This is a genomic window from Glutamicibacter uratoxydans (genome assembly GCF_006539925.1).
Classification (GTDB): Bacteria; Actinomycetota; Actinomycetes; order Actinomycetales; family Micrococcaceae; genus Glutamicibacter; species Glutamicibacter uratoxydans.
Window position 1 is genome coordinate 125,258 of sequence record NZ_BJNY01000009.1, and the last position, 15,177, is coordinate 140,434.

Annotated in this window: 14 protein-coding genes; 6 read left to right on the forward strand and 8 right to left on the reverse strand. The window is 61.3% G+C overall.

Translation table 11 applies throughout. The annotated features are described in order from the left end of the window. Positions 1–54 precede the first annotated feature (54 nt). On the reverse strand, positions 55–768 hold the full coding sequence (locus AUR04nite_RS09210) for a queuosine precursor transporter (RefSeq protein WP_141364220.1): 714 nt from the start codon (positions 766–768) through the stop codon (positions 55–57). A gap of 357 nt (positions 769–1,125) precedes the next feature. On the opposite strand from AUR04nite_RS09210, the gene AUR04nite_RS09215 reads away from it, so the two are divergent. From AUR04nite_RS09215 to AUR04nite_RS09235, 5 genes are all read left to right on the forward strand, one after another. Then, positions 1,126–1,830, forward strand: a complete 705-nt coding sequence (locus AUR04nite_RS09215) for a TetR/AcrR family transcriptional regulator (protein WP_141364221.1) — start codon at positions 1,126–1,128, stop codon at positions 1,828–1,830. Positions 1,831–1,974: 144 nt separating this feature from the next. Beyond that, positions 1,975–2,589, forward strand: coding sequence for a hypothetical protein (locus AUR04nite_RS09220; protein WP_141364223.1), 615 nt, complete (start codon positions 1,975–1,977; stop codon positions 2,587–2,589). 33 nt (positions 2,590–2,622) lie between these two features. Continuing rightward, the gene (locus AUR04nite_RS09225; RefSeq protein WP_141364225.1) at positions 2,623–3,447 is read left to right on the forward strand and encodes a hydroxymethylpyrimidine/phosphomethylpyrimidine kinase; all 825 of its coding nucleotides are present in this window, start codon (positions 2,623–2,625) and stop codon (positions 3,445–3,447) included. A gap of 385 nt (positions 3,448–3,832) precedes the next feature. After that, positions 3,833–4,321: an FBP domain-containing protein gene (locus AUR04nite_RS09230; RefSeq protein WP_141364227.1), complete on the forward strand. Its 489-nt coding sequence runs from the start codon at positions 3,833–3,835 to the stop codon at positions 4,319–4,321. Positions 4,322–4,682: 361 nt separating this feature from the next. Beyond that, positions 4,683–7,943, forward strand: a complete 3,261-nt coding sequence (locus AUR04nite_RS09235) for a S8 family peptidase (RefSeq protein ID WP_141364229.1) — start codon at positions 4,683–4,685, stop codon at positions 7,941–7,943. Positions 7,944–8,056: 113 nt separating this feature from the next. Here AUR04nite_RS09235 and AUR04nite_RS09240 read toward each other — a convergent pair whose 3' ends face one another. The 6 genes from AUR04nite_RS09240 to AUR04nite_RS18300 form a co-directional block, all read right to left on the reverse strand. Beyond that, positions 8,057–9,352 carry a glycoside hydrolase family 3 N-terminal domain-containing protein gene (locus AUR04nite_RS09240; protein WP_141364231.1) on the reverse strand — a complete coding sequence of 432 codons (1,296 nt, stop codon included), beginning with the start codon at positions 9,350–9,352 and terminating at the stop codon, positions 8,057–8,059. 99 nt (positions 9,353–9,451) lie between these two features. Further along, complete coding sequence (locus AUR04nite_RS09245; protein ID WP_141364233.1) at positions 9,452–10,744, reverse strand: Y-family DNA polymerase; 1,293 nt, start codon at positions 10,742–10,744, stop codon at positions 9,452–9,454. Beyond that, a complete protein-coding gene (locus AUR04nite_RS09250) occupies positions 10,734–11,150 on the reverse strand; it encodes a LexA family protein (RefSeq protein ID WP_141364235.1) in 417 nt (138 codons plus the stop codon). The genes AUR04nite_RS09245 and AUR04nite_RS09250 overlap by 11 nt, the downstream gene beginning before the upstream one ends. A gap of 108 nt (positions 11,151–11,258) precedes the next feature. Further along, the gene (locus AUR04nite_RS09255) at positions 11,259–11,993 is read right to left on the reverse strand and encodes a tyrosine-protein phosphatase (protein ID WP_141364237.1); all 735 of its coding nucleotides are present in this window, start codon (positions 11,991–11,993) and stop codon (positions 11,259–11,261) included. 111 nt (positions 11,994–12,104) lie between these two features. Continuing rightward, positions 12,105–12,299 carry a nucleoside/nucleotide kinase family protein gene (locus AUR04nite_RS18295; protein WP_246055465.1) on the reverse strand — a complete coding sequence of 65 codons (195 nt, stop codon included), beginning with the start codon at positions 12,297–12,299 and terminating at the stop codon, positions 12,105–12,107. Positions 12,300–12,363: 64 nt separating this feature from the next. After that, on the reverse strand, positions 12,364–12,801 hold the full coding sequence (locus tag AUR04nite_RS18300) for a nucleoside/nucleotide kinase family protein (RefSeq protein WP_246055466.1): 438 nt from the start codon (positions 12,799–12,801) through the stop codon (positions 12,364–12,366). 135 nt (positions 12,802–12,936) lie between these two features. Between AUR04nite_RS18300 and AUR04nite_RS09265 the strand changes: the two genes are divergently transcribed. Continuing rightward, positions 12,937–13,791, forward strand: coding sequence for an NAD-dependent epimerase/dehydratase family protein (locus tag AUR04nite_RS09265; RefSeq protein ID WP_141364239.1), 855 nt, complete (start codon positions 12,937–12,939; stop codon positions 13,789–13,791). A gap of 84 nt (positions 13,792–13,875) precedes the next feature. Here the strand turns inward: AUR04nite_RS09265 and AUR04nite_RS09270 are convergent, their stop codons facing one another. Further along, positions 13,876–15,150, reverse strand: coding sequence for an NAD(P)/FAD-dependent oxidoreductase (locus tag AUR04nite_RS09270; protein WP_141364241.1), 1,275 nt, complete (start codon positions 15,148–15,150; stop codon positions 13,876–13,878). Positions 15,151–15,177: the final 27 nt, after the last annotated feature.

Consider the following 15,177-nt stretch of genomic DNA (forward strand, 5'->3'; position numbering starts at 1 on the left):
CAGCCTAGCGAGCCACCCTCCGGCGCCGGATCGGCCCAAGTGATGATTCTTCAGCTAGTTCGCAGGGACTAGATTCTGCGCATAGTCCGGTTCATGTTTTTTGAACCAGCGGATCACCAGCGACGTCACCGGGACGAAGAGAATCTCCACCGCCGTCTTGTAGACAAAGCCGACCAGGACGTAGTTGATGAAGTTTCCGCTGTCGGTAATTCCGATCACCGGGGCAGCAATAGCGCAGAAGATCAGGGTGTCGAGAAACTCTCCCACGCCGCTGGACCCGATCAAACGGGCAATGAGCCCGCGCTCTCCGGTGCGTTCCTTGAGCTTGACCAAGACCCAGGAATTCGCGAGCTGGCCTACTAGGAAGCCAGCCGCCGAGGCAATGACGATCTGCCAGATCGGCCCCAAGGTACGTTCCAGCGCCTCTTGTCCGTCATAGAAATCTGCGGCTGGCAGCTGGATCATGACCCAGAAACTGGCAACAGCAAAGAAGGCGAGTGCGAAGGTGGTGATGATCGAGCGGCGGGCAGCCTTCAATCCGTAGACCTCAGAGATGACGTCTCCGAGGATGTAGGCCAGCGGGAAGAGGAAGAACCCGCCGTCGGTAATCAACGGGCCGAGGGTTACGCCCTTGGAAGCGCCGATATTCGAGAGGATGACTACCGCGCTCATCAATGCGAGAACTGTCGAAAAGTATGGTGAGCCTGCTGAAGCAAAGACTGCTTTGTTAACGCGGGATGCCGCGGTTTTGGCGTTGAGATCGCCCATGAGATTGTTCCTTGTCAAAGTGGTTCGCCAAGGCCGGTCTGCCGAATCCCGATAAGCGTCGATTTCTTTTCCGCCGGGTATTGATCTGCAGCTGGCCTCGCTGTATTAGCACTTGCTGATTCAAGTATCCCATGAGGCAAATTTTCACAACCCGTGACCTACTTCATACCAACGAGTAATTAAGAAGCTGTTTTTTCGAAATTCAACACTTCACTAGTAGTTCTTTGGAAAAGAAAATCGAGGTATCAAGAACCAACGTGACCCGGCTCCCGAACTTCCGCAGAGATTTTTCAAGTTTTTGAACGCGTTCAAATAATGGGTACACTGGGGTGAATCAACACAGGATCAAGGGAGTCGATGAAAAGCCAGCCACGGACTCACAAGGGGCAGGCCACCCAGGCCAAGCTCCTGCATACCGCGCTGGAATGCTTCGCGGCTCAGGGGTACCGAGCTTCGAGCATGCGCGTGATCGCTGCCCGCGCCGGGGTGTCGCTCTCGCACGCCTACTATTACTTCCAGTCCAAGGAAGACATCGTCGCCCAGCTGCTGTTGAATCTGCGCACAGAGCAGCTCCAAAAATGCGTTGCCCATCTGGACGAGGGAAACACCCTCGAAAGCAATATCCGAGTTGTCTACGATGCAGCGTTGGAAGTCATGGAGCCCTATCACGATTTCGGCCCGACATTCCTCAAAGTTCTGCTTTCCCGCGAAGCGGCCAACGAGGAAATCGCGCACATTGAACTGTCACTCTGGGAAAAGGCAGTCGCCGGTTCCCGCCCGCTGCCGCCACTGGGCATTCGACGCGATCTGCCGCGGTTTCTCTGGCTGCTCTCCAACCAGGTATTCACCGCGTGGGCCTATGACAATTCCAAGGACCACCGCCGGTCAAAGCTTCTGATGAAGAACACCGCCCCGGTAGTTGCCAAATTTGCAGTCCTCTGCCGGCTTCCCGTGGTCCGTTCGCTGTTCGAAGACGTCCTGTCCCTGCTGGACTCCGGGAAAGACATCCACGACGAGCCTGCTTCCGGCGACCACAAGTCCGCAGCCGCCCGCGCCTCCTGAACCGTGCGCAAGCCCAGCTTCGCTGCAGCCGCATGCTCCGCCTCGCAGTTCGTTGTCAGCGGACATACAGAAGCAAGCGGGTTTTAGGCGTAAAGTCGAAGTTATCACTGGGCTTTGTCTAGCTTCGAAGGAGTACGAATAACAATGAGCGGTACGACACGTGCACTGCCTGCCTGGACCGAGGCCTACGCCCTGCTCCGCGACCGCATAGCGTCATTTCCGAAGCCGGGGGAAATCCGCTCCGTCAACCACGACGGCGAAGACGTTGAAATCCTCAGCTACTGGCCGGACGCCTCATGGAGTGCACCGGCAGACGCCCAGCGCCTGATCTTCCTCGGTGCTCCCAACGAGCAGACCGCAGCCGCCCTGCGCAGCGCAGGCTGGAACGAATCTGCAAAGATGGCGCTCCTGGCAGGAAAACCCGACGACGTTGAACAGGTAGTCAAGCTCCCCGACACCTCCGCACTATTTGAAGCCCCAATGGATGACTACGACGTCGTCGAGATCACCGACTTCGACCGCCCGGTTGCCCGCGGCCGCATGCACTATGGATCGACCTTCGGGCTGCTCTCCGATCCAGACCTCTACGCGCCAAGCGACCCCGATGTTGCCCGCCGTGCGGTCCTCGCCAATTTTGCAGGCGCCGCCTTCGGCCACGGTTTACCATGGCTATTGTTGGTCGCAACCAGCCAGAACGCAGCGAACCTCGCCGAAGGCTGGTCAAAGGCAACCGACTTGAGCTTCTGGCAACAGGGCTAATCCTCTTCAACCCGCACTACCGCATTTGGGACTATGACTAATACAAACACCGCAAGCAGCCCCGCCTTCACCCTGACCATCGCAGGTTCTGAAGCTACCGGCGGCGCTGGCGCACAGGCCGACCTGAAGACCTTCCAGGAGCTGGGCACCTACGGCATCGTTGCCTTGACCTGCATCGTCTCCTTCGACCCGAAGGATTCCTGGAACCACCGCTTCGTGCCAGTTGACCAGCAAGTCATCGCCGACCAGCTGGAAGCCATCCAGACCTGCTACGAAGGCCAGCTGAGCACCGTCAAGCTGGGCATGATGGGTTCGCCGGCAACCATCAACACCGTTGCCACCGCATTGAAGTCCCAGCAGTGGGACAACGTGCTGCTTGACCCGGTCCTGATCTGCAAGGGCCAGGAGCCAGGCCACGCACTGGACACCGATGAGGCGCTGAAGGCAAACCTTCTGCCATTGGCAACCTTCGTCACTCCGAACCACTTCGAGGCCGAGCAGCTCTCCGGAATGACCATTTCCTCCGAAGAGGACCTGATTGCCGCGGCCAAGAAGATCCACGAGATCTCCGGTGCTGCGGTGCTGGCCAAGGGCGGCGTGCGCATCGCCGGCGAGGACGCTGTTGACGTGTTCTACGACGGCACCACCCTTGAGGTGCTGCGCGAGAAGAAGGTCGGAGAGGTCGCCGTTTCCGGCGCAGGCTGCTCGCTGGCGGCAGCGGTCACCGCTGAACTGGCCAAGGGCGCTTCCCCTCTCGAAGCGGCACGCGCCGCCAAGGCCTTCGTCACCGAAGGCATCCGCAACCGCGTTTCGGGCAAGACCCCGTTTGACGCGCTGTGGCAGGGCGGCCGCCGCTAAATCCTAGCTGCAGCTTGTTGAACGCCGGTGGACCACAGCGGTCTGCCGGCGTTCTTTTCGTCTCATCTAAGCGCTCTGGGCTTGGAAGCCAGCGAATTAAGTTGTTAGGCTAGTTGAGGATTTTCAATTAGTTGCGTGTCTGGACACGGGAAAGGGCGGTCGGCTATGCAAGCCACTTTGATGCTCTACCCGTTCGTCCCCGCGGCGGACGGGGCCATCGCAGAATAACTCCGGCGCCGATCCATATCGGTTGACCGCCCTTCGGTGATGCCCTGGACTTCCTCCAGCATGGGGACCTTTCTTTGCTATTTCATTCAGCGCACCTTCATGCGCTGACCCGCCAGGCACAGGCCTTGCGGCAAAAGAACTTTTCCAAGGACACACCATGCAGCCATTGACCGAAAAAATGATCCGTTCCAGCTTCATCAACGCCAGCCGCCAGGAAGCGAAGAAACTCACCCTCCCGGAGAACTTCTCCACCCTTGACTGGGACCAGCTGGACTACTTGGGCTGGCGCGATCCCAAGATGCCGCAGCGCGGCTACATGATCTACACCGACTCCGAGGGACAGACCCGCGGCCTGCTGCTGCGCGTCACCGAAGGCGGGCGCAAGCCCGGCAGCTCAGCCATGTGCGAGATGTGCCGCGACGTAACAATTCCTTGTTCGGTTGGCATGTTCACGACACGGCGCTCGGGGCAGTCGGGCCGCGACGGCAACACCTTAGGCACCCTCATCTGCCTGCACTTCGAATGCTCTTCGAACGTGCGCATCCCGCCTCCCAAGGATCCGATCAACCCCGATCCGATGGTCGTCGTTGCCCAGAGGATCGACATGCTTGATGAACGCGTCAACGCCTTCATCAACAGGGTGTAGGCCAAGTGCTGCCAGCTTTTGCTGGCAGCACTTTTTCTTTTGCAGGTTGTTGACCGACCGGTAACAATGCGTCGAATAACTCTAAAAATATCGACGCTGGCCAGGGGCCGGATTCTCGGCTTTCACTTGGAATTCCTAGGATCCAACTATGAAATCCTACTTTTACAGTTCCTTGGCGATTTCGGACATTATTCAACAACCCCTTGATATATGAGCTGGGTCACCTATGATTCCAAACTAGGGACTTTGGCGCTTCAGCGGACGCCGGGCCCTGGATCGATCATCATCGCCCGCATCGCTTTGTCGTATCGGCCGCCCGTTAACGGGTGTTATTCCGCTGTCCAGCTCGGCTAGGAGAATCATGGTCACACGACGCACTGAGAAACTTCCGCGTCTTCTGCTGGGATCTGCCACTGCTTTGGCTTTGGCGGTGACCATCAGCGGTCCGGTAAGTGCAGCAAGCATTCCACAACCCGCAAATGGTGATGAGGCGGCTTCGCTGCCGATCACCAGCAGCGACACCCTGGCAAACCGAAAGGTTGCAGGCCCACTGGCCAAGGCCTCGGGCGAAGTCTCGGTCTTTGTCCAGCTTGAGGGCGAAGGCGCCTTCCAGGAAGTGAAGAAGACCGGCAAGTCCAAGGACACCGCCAAGGTCAAGAAGATCCGTTCCGAAGTCAAGAAGAAGAGTAAGGAACTTGCCTCCCAGGCAAAGTCCGAGGTCATCTACACGACCGCCAACTCCATGCGCGGCGTGGCGCTGACCGGCGACGCCGACGACCTGCGCGCGCTGGCTGAGCGCGGCGACGTCGCCAAGATCAGCGCCATTGTGCCAAAGACCCCGTCGAACCGCGGTTCGGTCGTGGACACCGGCGCACTGGAGTCGTGGACCGCACAGAAGAAGACCGGCGAAGGCGTGAAGATCGCGGTGCTCGACACCGGCATCGACTACACCCACGCAAGCTTCGGCGGACCGGGAACCCTGGAAGCCTACAAGAAGGCCCAGGCTTCCGAGCAGCTCCCTTCGGCAGACTCCGGCCTGATCGACCCCGACAAGTTCATCGGCGGCTGGGACCTGGTCGGTGACGACTACAACGCGGACAACAAGTCCGACACCTACCAGCCGATCCCGAAGCCGGATCCCAACCCGCTTGACTGCGAGTTCGCAGGCCACGGCTCCCACGTTGCCGGCACCGCAGCCGGCTACGGCGTCAACGCGGACGGCTCGACCTTCGGCGGCGACTACTCCGGGCTGTCGGCTGACGACGTGCGCTCCATGAAGGTCGGCCCCGGCTCGGCACCGAACGCACAGCTGATCGGCATCCGCGTCTTCGGCTGCGGCGGCTCCTCCGCCGTGGTGGGCCAGGCGCTTGACTACGTGCTGGATCCAAACAACGACGGCGACTTCTCCGACCGCGCCGACGTGGTCAACATGTCCCTGGGTTCGGACCACTCCCCTGTGGAAGACCCTGAAAACGACATCGTCGACGCACTGAGCGAAGCAGGCATCCTCTCGGTGGTTGCTTCGGGCAACGCGGCAGACGTCACCGACGTGGGCGGCTCGCCGGGCAACTCGAAGAGCTCGCTGACCGTCGCCAACTCCGTGGGCTCCATGGTCACCGTGGACAAGATCCAGGTCGATGCGCCGGAGGACGTGGCAGGCAGCGCAGCAGGCCAGTACTCCGCAAACTTCAACTACACCAACGCCGATCCTGCCAAGCTCAAGGGCGAGGCTGTCATGGCGCCGGCCGACAACAAGTTCGGCTGCGAGCCATTCGAGCCGGGTTCCCTGGACGGCAAGTGGGTCTGGCTGACCTGGAGCGAGAACGGCGAGTTCCCTTGCGGCTCGGCGGCCCGCTTCAACAATGCTGAAGCCGCAGGCGCCACCGGCGTGCTGCTGGATTCGGAAGCCAACATCTTCGATGCAGGCATCGCCGGCAACACCACCATCCCGGGTGCCCAGTTCACCCTGGACAACTCGAACAAGCTGCGCCCTGCAGCCGAGGCCGGCACCCTGAAGGTGACCCTGTCCGCTGACTTCGTCGGCGCGGCATCCACCCCATCGGATTCGCTGGACACCCTGAACGCCTCGTCCTCGCGCGGCGTGCACGGCTCGAACGGCATCGTCAAGCCTGACGTTGCAGCTCCTGGCACCCAGATCGGCTCGGTCGGCGTGGGCACCGGCAACGGCGTTGCAGTCATGTCCGGCACCTCCATGGCCACCCCACTGGTGGCAGGCATCTCCGCGCTGGTTCTTGAAGGCAATGAGGACATGACTCCGGCCCAGGCCAAGAGCATCGTCATGAACACCGCAGCCACCGACATCAAGGACGCAGACGGCGACGCCTACGGCCCGACCCGCGTCGGCGCCGGCCGCGTCATGGCCGACAAGGCCATCTCCACCCCTGCCTACGCCTTCGATTCGCAGGAGCCTACCCTGACCAGCGTGGTCTTCGGCGTGGTTGAGCTCGACGGCAAGGCCCAGTACAAGGCCACCCGTTCGATCACCGTAAAGAACACCAGCAGCAAGGCGCAGACCTACAAGGTCAACTACGTTCCTGCCACCGAAATCCCGGGCGCCGTCTACACCCTGGACCGCAGCTCGGTCACCGTGCCTGCAGGCAAGAGCGCACAGATCAAGGTCACCTTGAAGGTCGACCCGAAGAAGTGGGCCAAGAGCATGGATCCAACCATGGAAGCCACCCAGTCGGGCCTGGCCCGCACCTGGCTGGCTGATGCCACCGGCCGCGTCGAGCTGAGCAGCAGCACCGCGCCTACCCTGCGCGTTCCCGTCCAGGCGGCTCCAAAGCTGACCAGCGACATGAGCGCCAAGGCCGACAAGCTGAAGAAGGGTGACAACACCACCAAGCTGCAGCTCAAGGGCAAGGACATCGTTGCAGGCCAGGATGCTTCGCAGGTAGTTTCCCTGCTGGGCGCATTTGAACTGGGCGCCAGCAGCGACCGCGGCGACGCGTCGATCGATGCAATCCCGGGCGCACGCGCCATGGATCTGCAGCACGTGGGCGCTTCGAGCACCGCTCCGAAGACCGGCGTGGCTGACGGCGTGCTGAACGTCGGCATCTCCACCTGGGCCAACTGGGCGCACCTTGCCGGCGGCACCGAGCTGGACGTTGAATACGACGTCGACCAGGACGGCAAGGCCGACTTCGTCAGCTTCACCACCATCTTGGATGACATCGATCTGGATCTGGTTGCCACCTTCGACCTGAAGACCGGCGAACAGGTTGACCTTCAGCCGCTGAACGGCGTGATGGGCGATATCGACACCAACAGCTACGACACCAACACCGCGATCCTCCCGGTTTCGCTGGCTTCGCTGGGTCTTGGCGAGGATGCGTCGAACATCTCCTACCGCGTGCTGGGCTACTCCTGGTACAACACCGATGAAGCAGGTTCGATGGTTCCTGTCGACCAGACCGACTGGATCGACTTCAACGTCACCGCACCTCAGGTTGACTTCGGTGCAGAAGGTTCGGTCTTCACCGATCTGAAGGGCACCAGCCTTCCGGTATCGGTGGCTGACACCTCCAAGGACGCCAAGGCGCTGCTGCTGCACCTGCACAACGGCTCCGGCGACCGCGCACAGGTGGTCACCATCCGCTAAGGATCCGGGGCCAGGCCCCCTGATCCGGCAATAGACTAGGCCCGGGCTGCTTTCTAGCGAGTAAGAAAGCATCCCGGGCCTTCACCTGTCTTGGGGCAGGCCTATCGGCGGCGCTACTTCTGCTGGCGGAGTTTTTCTTGCAGCACCAGCGCTGCGGCGTCCTGGACCTTGCCGGCAAAAGCCGCATCGCCCTCCGCCTTGTCGGCCAATGCCTTGGCCATCACCAGGGAATTTTCTGTATTCACGCACAGCGGCATGGTGCCGCCGGCGGCGACGAACTTCACCGCGCGCTGTCCCACCGGGACGCTTTCAACCTGCTGCGCTTCGCAGAGGTCATCGGAGATGACTAGGCGCTCATAGCCCAGCTTTTCGCGCAACAGCCCGGTGATCACCTTTGAGGAAAACGGCGCATCATTCTTGGCATCGATCTTGGTGTAGCGGGCGTTGGAAATCATCACCCAAGACAAGTCCTGCGCAATCGACTTCTTGAACGGCGCCAGGTCCGGGCTGTCGGCACCGGTGGTGCTGTCGGTAACCGAACTGGACACGTCGGTATTCGCGGTGACCTTGCCCAAGCCCGGGAAGTGCTTGACCACCGGCTGTACTCCCGCTTCGGCAAAGCTCTGGTTGGCTGTCAGCACGGAGCTGGCCACATCTTGGGCATTGTCCCCGTACTGGCGGCCGAAGTAGCCGATGGGAGCGTTGGCGGTGCCGATGCTCTTCGGCACCACGTCTGCCACCGGGGCCAAATTCACGTTGATGCCGGCTTTCACCAGCTCCGCCCCTACTCCTGCCAGACGGGATTTCAGCGTCGCCTGGGACCACTGCCCCTGCTTCTGGGCGGTGGGCAGTTCGGAGAATCCAGGACCCTGCAGCACCCTGACAAACCCGCCCTCTTGATCGGTGGCAACCCAGACCGGAAGATCCTGCGGCAGGTTCTGCTCCAAGGCACCGGCGGCCTTTTTCACCTGCTCGGCAGTTTGGGAGACTGAAAGCTGCGACCGCCCGCGCAGGAAGATATTCGAGATGCCCTGTTTTTGCAGCTGGCTGATCTCGCCATCAGTAGCACCGGCGGCCGGGATGCCTGCCATGACCAAGCTCGCCGCCTGCTGACTCGGACTCATTTTCCGGGCCAGCGCCTGTGCCTGTTCTGCGATGGTTTTCGGCGCTTCGGTCCCGTGCGTGCTGCTGGGGACGGCAGGCGAGGTGCTGGCCTCGCTGCTTGAACTGGGCCCTGAGCTTGGCTCCGAGGTTGGTTCAGGCGTAGACCCCTCGGCAGTTGAAGTGCTGGTGCCCAGCGATGAAGAAGCAAGGGTGTTCTCAGTTTGCGGCTGCGCAGCACTGCAGCCGGCGAGCAGCAGCCCGGAGAGAATTCCCAAGCAGGCAACCTGGCGGATACGAGTTGTCATGCGGACATTCTTTCACTGCTTTCTGCGAACACTCTTGGATTCCTGCCGATATATTCAGCTTCTATCCAGACAGCGGGCGCATGAACCGCAGCCGCCGGTTCACGCCTTGACCACCGGCAGCTCATCCCAGTGCGTGGTGAAGCGCTGCGAAATGTGCTCGCGTTTCATCGACCAGTCCGGCACCTGGGCGATGCCAGCGCGCCCCAGCCCAATGGCCTGTGCACCGAATTTTGCCGAGATGTTCTGCACTACCTGCGAGACGTTTGCGCTTTCCTGTTCCTTGGGATCTGCCGCTTCCCCGAAGAGATCCAGCTGCTGGTCGCCGGGGGTGTCGCTGAGGCCGGAAAGGATGACTCCGCCGCGCACGTAGTCAACGCCCGGCCGCATCAGCTCGTTCATCGCGGCAATGGCAAGACGGGTGAGCACAATGGGGTCCCGGGTAGGACGACGCAGCCGGACCTGGGTCGTGGGAAAGGACGCCTCGCCCTTGGCGAAGCGGCTGGTGCCGGCAGTGACCGTCAACAGGCTCGCATAGCGGTTCTCTCGGGCAAGCCGGCTGGCGGCCTTCTGCGCATAGATGGACATGACTTCTTCCATCGCTTCGCGGGTGCGCACCGGGGTGGAGAAGGAACGGGTGAACATGACCTGTCCCTTGTCCGAGCGTTCCTCGACCGGGCCGATGCAGCGCTGCCCATTGAGCTCGAATACCGTTCTCTGCAGCACCACGGAAAATTTCTTGCGGATCGCCAAGGGGTCTGAAGCCTTGAGGTCGGCGATGGACTGGATCCCCATTCCGGCCAGCTTGGCTCCGGTTTTCCGCCCGACTCCCCAGACCTCGGTGGCTGGCACCAGCGACATGATCTTGTCCAAGACGTCCTGGTCCATCAGTTCGCTCACGCAGACTCCGCCAAGGTTCGCATTGCGCTTGGCAATATGGTTGGCGAATTTCGCGAGCGTCTTGGTGCTCGAAACTCCGACGCAGACTGGAACGCCGATGCTCTTGTCGATCGATGCCCGGATCTGGGCGGCGGTGGTGCGCACCTGTTCCAGGTTGCCTTCCAGCCCTACGAACGATTCGTCAATGGAGTACACCTCGTGCCAGGTCCCGAACCTGCCCAGCAGTTCCATCACGCGGGCCGACATGTCTCCGTAGAGTTCGTAGTTGCTGGAGCGCACGGCCAGGTTGTGGCTTTGTATATAGCGCTGCACCTTGAAGAACGGTTCACCGGTGCCGATGCCCAGGTCTTTGGCTTCCTGGGACCGCGCGACGACGCAGCCGTCGTTGTTGGACAGGACTACCACCGGCCTGTTGACCAGGCGCTGGTCGAATACCCGCTCGCAGGAAACGTAGAAGTTGTTGACGTCCACCAGCGCTACATGGTCACCGGACATGGTGCAGGCACCTTGTCACGACGCCGAAGATGCTGACTTCATCGCCCTCGGCCAGGGTTACGGGAATGGGCGATTCATCGCACAGCAGCCCGGTTTTTGAGCCGTTCACCTGCCAACGGCGGATGAGCATCTGCCCGTTCAGGCTCAGCACCACCACGCTGTTGTGCCGTACAGGCAGGGACCGGTCGACAATCACCTCATCGCCGTCGTAGATGCCGGCGGACTGCATCGAGTGCCCTCCAACCCTCATGATGAACGTTGAGACGCGGTCCTTGACCAGCAGCTGGTTGAGGTCCAGCCCGCCGTCGAAGTAATCGCGGGCAGGCGATGGGAAGCCCATGGCCGCTACCGCCTGCACCGGCCCAGCGCTGGAAGGCTCGGGCACAAATGGCTCTGCGCTGCTCATAGATTTCACCTCTGCCACAATCTCAATTATTCGCACAAACTTTCGAACTATTGAGATTGTACTCGGTTCTCCTCCGCAGGTGCATCCCAAAAGCGGGTACAGGCATTCTCACTGGTCGAGAAGCTTCGCCCGCAATGCTTCCTGGACCGCCGCCGAAACTTTGAGGGAAGTCAGTATTTCGCTGGCATTCCGGGCGGCTTGGCGCACTATTGGCAGCTTGTCCACCAGCCAAGCATCGATCCGCTGCGGCTTCCATGCCGACTGAGAATCTGCGGTAGGCGAATGGCTGTCAACGCCAGCCATGGCCCTGACCGACGCCGCGTAGTCATCAGCAACGCTCTCCGGCGGGACACCTGCGTGGCCCAGAAGCAGAGCAGAGATCATTCCCGTCCGGTCTCGCCCGGCGCTGCAATGGACAAGCACTCCGGGAGCAGCCCCAGCGATCGCAGAAAACGCATTCCGCAATAGCTCTGGCTGGAGCCTCCAGTGGTGAACCCAGTATTCCGGGGAATCGAGGATCGGGAAGCACAGCCTGCGAAATTCCTCATCGGCATGATCCTCGACGGGGCTGCCAATGATGCGATACTTTGCCAGCCGCTCGGAAGCTGTGACAGGATCTCCGTCCTGCTTTCCAACTTCGTAGTGGCACCGCAGATCCACGATTGAGCGAAGGCCCCACGCATCAGCTTCGTCCCAGCCGGATGCGGTCATTCGTTCGCGCCGCGGTCCTCGGGCAATGCGGCCCAGCACCGTCTCGCCTGACGAGCTCAATTTTGTCGGCAGGGAGCCGAAATCCCTTGCATTCGGATAGCCATCCCACTGCAGAATTCGCTGCTCGGTCATCAAGTCTCCTCTTCCTTACGGGCCTCCGCCCTCAACCTCAATTCGACGATGGCCCTCCTGGGATCCGTCAGTTGCGCCCGGCTCGACGTCTGCGCAATGTGCGAAATAGGATCACCGCTGACCGTTTCGAACCGCGCTCGTTTGCTCTGGCCGAATAATTCGCGGCTTTTCAGGCGCGGCATTGTCCACGACGCGGGTTGCGTGGCTCCACGGCTGCGAATCGGCGAAGTAGAGGCGCTGGCCGCCGACATAGCGGTTCATGGAGGGGTGTTCCGGATCCGGATTGCTCCCATCGCGCAGCGCCATGCGCCGCGCAGTTTCTTGAAAAGGAACATCTAGGAACACCGAATAGTCCCACAGCTTCCTCAGTTCAGCCCTGTGATAGGAACATTCCTTCAACAAGCACCACGCAGTTTGCGGGGGCGCTTTGGGCCGGCTCGTCGATGCGGCGGTCCTGTTCATGGTCAGTAGCCCGCCGCCGATAGTTTCCGTCCCCTTCTTTCCCCAGCGGCCGAAGAACGAATCGATCCAACGCGTCATAGTCGTAGGTATCAGCCCAGAACCCTTGGGGAGAATTTCTGCCCTTGCGGTGGCGCACTGCTTTCAGGTGGAGAAAGTCGTCTGCGTGGATGACGATGACAGGCATTCCTACAATGTGCTTCGACAAGGCCTCGGTAAACGACGATTTGCCGCTGCCGTCGACACCGTCGATGGCGACAAGTGTACGAGCGACGTTGAGTCCAAGAATCTCGTCTGCCACGCGGCGAAGCAGGACAGACTGCCCACCAGTGCATATACGTGAATTCATTAGCTTATTCTTGCATGGCCACTCCAGCCCCGCTTCTGGCCATAAGGTTGACTCATGTGAAGGAGTGATCGGGCGTGCAATCGATCTTGAATCTAATCTAGAAGCAACACCCTTCGTTTTCATTCAAGGAGCCACGTGCACGTTCTACTAGTCAGCGCCGGAGATGTCGCCATCGAAGCAGGGCTGCGCTTTGCCAGCACCGGCGCGGAAGTCACCGGCTGGCGCCGCAACAGCTCCAAGCTTCCCTCCGAATTCACCGGGCAGGACGTCGATCTATTGCAGCCGGCTTCCTGGCCGCAGATCAATCCTGACACTGAAGTCGTGGTCTTCACCCCGGTCCCCGCGGCTCGCACTTATGAGGCTTATACCCGCAGCTACCTGGAGGTAGCCAAGGAGCTGGCCGCCCGGCTCCAGGACCAGGCTCCGAAGCTCAAGCGCTTCATCTATGTTTCCTCATCCGCAGTTTCAGGCGGCGGCGACGGAGAATGGATCGACGAATCCACCGAAGTAGCCCCCAACCGCGCCACGTCCGAGGTGCTGGCTGACACCGAACGGGTGTTCCTGGATTCCGGCCTGCCGGTGACCGTCCTGCGCGCTTCCGGAATCTACGGTCCCGGGCGCAACCACCTGATCAACCAGGTGCGCGATGCCAGCGCCCGCATGCCGCTCGAATCCCATTGGACCAACCGCATCCACCGCGACGACCTGGCCCAGGCCATCGTGCACGTCGCGCAGTTGGGCGCGGCGGCCGAACCGATCTACATGGTCACCGACAACGAGCCAGCCCAGGTCGGCGAGATCTACGCCTTCCTGGCCCAGCAGCTGAACCTGCCGGTTCCGCCGCAGGCCACCGAGCCGGCGGTGCGGCGGGCCGCCAACCGCCGCATCCGCAACGACAAGCTGCTGGCCACCGGCTTCACCCTCCAGTTCCCCGGCTTCCGCGAAGGCTACGCTTCGGTGCTGGCCGGGGAATCCACCCGCCACGCTTAAAAAGAACGAACCGGCGCGATCCCAACATTGTGTGGGTTCGCGCCGGTTCGCTTTATTCACGTTCCGGGTGTGGACCAGAACGGGCTAGAAACCCTTGCGCAGCGGGTTGAAGTGGCGTGCAATCTTCGGCGCCGACTGGCCGGTGATCTGGGCAGCCAGGATCTTGCCGGTCAATGGGCCCAGGGCTACGCCCCACATGCCGTGGCCGCCGCCCACCGAGACGCGCGGGGAGGCGGTCTGTCCGACCAGCGGCAGGCCGTCGGCGGTGCATGGGCGTCCGCCAACCCATTCTTCCTTGCGGTTTTCCCAGTTGATGCCCTTGTACACAGGGGTTGCCGCGGCGACGATGGCCTCGATGCGCTTTGGCTCCAGCTTGTGGTTGACGTCGCGGAACTCCATGGTGCCGGCGATGCGGAAGCGGTCGCCCAGCGGAGTGCAGGCTACGCGCTGGGTTGGGAAGTAGATCGGGTGGCTTGGCATATCTTCAGGCTCGACGGTGAAGGAGTAGCCGCGACCTGCCTGGACGACGACCTTGACGCCGAACTTGCTGGCGATGTCGGTCATCCATGCGCCGGTGGCGAGCACCACGTGGTCGGCGGTGATGGCACGGCCCTCGGATCCGATGACTGTCACGGAGGAGCCGTTGTCACGCACATCGGTGACGTTGAAGGTGCCGATGATGTCGCCTCCGCGGGCAATCACGGACTCGGCCAGCGAGTCCATGAACTTCGGCGGGTTGATGTAGCGCTGGCCCTTGATGGCAACGCCAGCAACGACGTTGTCGGACAGGGTCGGCTCGATGCCGCGCAGCTGGTCGCCGCTGAGCAGGTCGAAGTCGACATGGCCGCCGGTCTTGTGGATCATCTCGAACTCGTGCAGCAGCGCGTCGCGGTCCTTCATGGAGATGAAGCCGGTCAGGAATGGGTCGGCGGGCTTGGTCTTTTCCTTGGCGCCCGGGCCGGCTGCGGTGTCTTCGGCGATCTCATCGAAGGCATCCAGGCCGGTGTGTCCCACCTCGGAGAAGATGCGCATGGATTCTTCCCACTTCTTCGGGGTGGAGTGCCAGGTGAAGCCGAGCAGGAAGCGCAGCAGCTTGGCGTCGGCCTTCAGCGGGATGTACAGCGGGGAGGCTGGATCCAGCATCATCTTCAGACCCTGCGAGAAAATCGAAGGCTCGGCAATTGGCAAGGTCAGCGCCGGGGTCAGCCAGCCTGCGTTGCCCCAAGAGGAACCGGACGCCACGCCACCGCGGTCTACGACGGTGACCTTCACGCCTGCTTCCTGCAGGTACCAAGCGGTCGACAGACCTACGAATCCAGCGCCAACGATGACAACATGATCAGGGACAGCTGCGGCCATGACCTACACTCCTAAAAATCGCGGCCC

Bases quoted from the DNA above. Each gene is read 5' to 3' on its own strand.
- AUR04nite_RS09270 (WP_141364241.1), bottom strand. From the start codon at position 15,150: ATGGCCGCAGCTGTCCCTGATCATGTTGTCATCGTTGGCGCTGGATTC.
- AUR04nite_RS09255 (WP_141364237.1), bottom strand. From the start codon at position 11,993: ATGACCGAGCAGCGAATTCTGCAGTGGGATGGCTATCCGAATGCAAGG.
- AUR04nite_RS09225 (WP_141364225.1), top strand. From the start codon at position 2,623: ATGACTAATACAAACACCGCAAGCAGCCCCGCCTTCACCCTGACCATC.
- AUR04nite_RS09245 (WP_141364233.1), bottom strand. From the start codon at position 10,744: ATGTCCGGTGACCATGTAGCGCTGGTGGACGTCAACAACTTCTACGTT.
- AUR04nite_RS09250 (WP_141364235.1), bottom strand. From the start codon at position 11,150: ATGAGCAGCGCAGAGCCATTTGTGCCCGAGCCTTCCAGCGCTGGGCCG.
- AUR04nite_RS09210 (WP_141364220.1), bottom strand. From the start codon at position 768: ATGGGCGATCTCAACGCCAAAACCGCGGCATCCCGCGTTAACAAAGCA.
- AUR04nite_RS09215 (WP_141364221.1), top strand. From the start codon at position 1,126: ATGAAAAGCCAGCCACGGACTCACAAGGGGCAGGCCACCCAGGCCAAG.
- AUR04nite_RS09240 (WP_141364231.1), bottom strand. From the start codon at position 9,352: ATGACAACTCGTATCCGCCAGGTTGCCTGCTTGGGAATTCTCTCCGGG.
- AUR04nite_RS18300 (WP_246055466.1), bottom strand. From the start codon at position 12,801: ATGAATTCACGTATATGCACTGGTGGGCAGTCTGTCCTGCTTCGCCGC.
- AUR04nite_RS09230 (WP_141364227.1), top strand. From the start codon at position 3,833: ATGCAGCCATTGACCGAAAAAATGATCCGTTCCAGCTTCATCAACGCC.
- AUR04nite_RS18295 (WP_246055465.1), bottom strand. From the start codon at position 12,299: ATGGCGCTGCGCGATGGGAGCAATCCGGATCCGGAACACCCCTCCATG.
- AUR04nite_RS09235 (WP_141364229.1), top strand. From the start codon at position 4,683: ATGGTCACACGACGCACTGAGAAACTTCCGCGTCTTCTGCTGGGATCT.
- AUR04nite_RS09220 (WP_141364223.1), top strand. From the start codon at position 1,975: ATGAGCGGTACGACACGTGCACTGCCTGCCTGGACCGAGGCCTACGCC.